4 protein-coding genes are annotated in these 1,206 nt (G+C 42.5%); all 4 read right to left on the reverse strand.

Going from position 1 to position 1,206, the window contains the following annotated elements:
• Window positions 1–33: 33 nt before the first annotated feature.
• Window positions 34–453 carry a bacteriocin immunity protein gene (locus EZI54_RS25385; protein ID WP_423227019.1) on the reverse strand — a complete coding sequence of 140 codons (420 nt, stop codon included), beginning with the start codon at window positions 451–453 and terminating at the stop codon, window positions 34–36.
• The gene (locus EZI54_RS25515; protein ID WP_131484321.1) at window positions 374–538 is read right to left on the reverse strand and encodes a bacteriocin immunity protein; all 165 of its coding nucleotides are present in this window, start codon (window positions 536–538) and stop codon (window positions 374–376) included. The genes EZI54_RS25385 and EZI54_RS25515 overlap by 80 nt, the downstream gene beginning before the upstream one ends.
• An 83-nt stretch (window positions 539–621) precedes the next feature.
• Window positions 622–876: a bacteriocin immunity protein gene (locus tag EZI54_RS23775; RefSeq protein ID WP_242674588.1), complete on the reverse strand. Its 255-nt coding sequence runs from the start codon at window positions 874–876 to the stop codon at window positions 622–624.
• Window positions 873–1,007, reverse strand: coding sequence for a hypothetical protein (locus EZI54_RS25390; RefSeq protein ID WP_341352873.1), 135 nt, complete (start codon window positions 1,005–1,007; stop codon window positions 873–875). The genes EZI54_RS23775 and EZI54_RS25390 overlap by 4 nt, the downstream gene beginning before the upstream one ends.
• Between the last annotated feature and the right edge of the window lie 199 nt (window positions 1,008–1,206).

Genomic DNA, 1,206 nt, shown 5'->3' on the forward strand with positions numbered 1-1,206 from the left:
GCGAGAATCAGCGGTATTGGCGCTTGATATTGACTATTTTATGGTCAATTCCGGCCTTGCTGGATGGGCCGACCGAGACCGATGAATGGTTGGCTGTCTGAAAACGGCGTTTTTGCAGGGGCGACTAATTCGCTCGGGAGATGCGTCAGCCTCATCGTCAGGATAATAAATCAGATCTGAGCCGTCCGGATGTTGCGTTAAGCGGCAAAACAATCGGACAAGCGCTATATGTTCTAATTCATTCCTTGTGTTGGCAGAACAAATGTCTTCGACCAACTTTTTGAATTCTTTTTCAGTATGGTTTTGAATTTCTTTCATTATGAGTGGCGCCCTGAATTCAGGATCAATTAGCTCCGTTTTGTCGATGCACGACCTAATGCTTGAATCCAGAAAGTCCAGCCTGTTCTCTCCAGCCTTTAATTTCTTCCAAAATGCTTTCGGATGTGCCGTCATTTCCAGATTTTGGATAGAAAATGACATTGATACTTTCGGGTGTTGAGTTACTGCTTCGAAGCCTTCTATTAAGTCGGTGATGCACGTTTCTAGATCACTAGCCCTGTAAGTAATCTCCGGATTCCTCTTGAGTATATTTCTCGAGTTCACATTCCATGAATCACCAATTTATTTTTTAAATCCAGGCAGCCCTTGCGTACTTCGCCATTCCTTTACACGTTCAATAATTCGCTCCGGCTTGTCATCGCCCGGTTCTTCAGGGTAATAGATTAGATCTGTTCCGTCAGGATGCTGGGTTACTCGCTCAAACTCTTCTAAAAGCTCGTCCAGGATATCATCACTTTCGGCCGCATTTTCTTTAAAAATCTCTTTAATAAGTGCTAGAAAATCTTGCTCGGTATAGTCGGAAATCGTTTTACTCATGGCCAAATACTCTTATGAATTTCAAGATGGTTCTTCGGCGTATTTACTCTTAAGTTGTCTATATCGTAAACCTTGCCACCATTTCTTACTTCGTCTAAATGATGAATCTCATATGAGTTTCTCTTTCCCACCTTATCTCAGCGTGATGGGGGTCAGATCGATTTAATTTTGACCAATTCGGTTTAGTCTCTCGTTTCAGTTAGGGAAGGTCTGAATAACCGCTGATTTTTGCTGAATTTGGTTTTAATCGGCAAAAAATCGAAGATTCAGACACTATTTTCCCGTTATTTGTGTGTTCCTTGCCTGTTTCCCGCCAGTTTGGCGGAACAC

The organism is Marinobacter halodurans (genome assembly GCF_004327985.1).
Taxonomy (GTDB): Bacteria; Pseudomonadota; Gammaproteobacteria; order Pseudomonadales; family Oleiphilaceae; genus Marinobacter_A; species Marinobacter_A halodurans.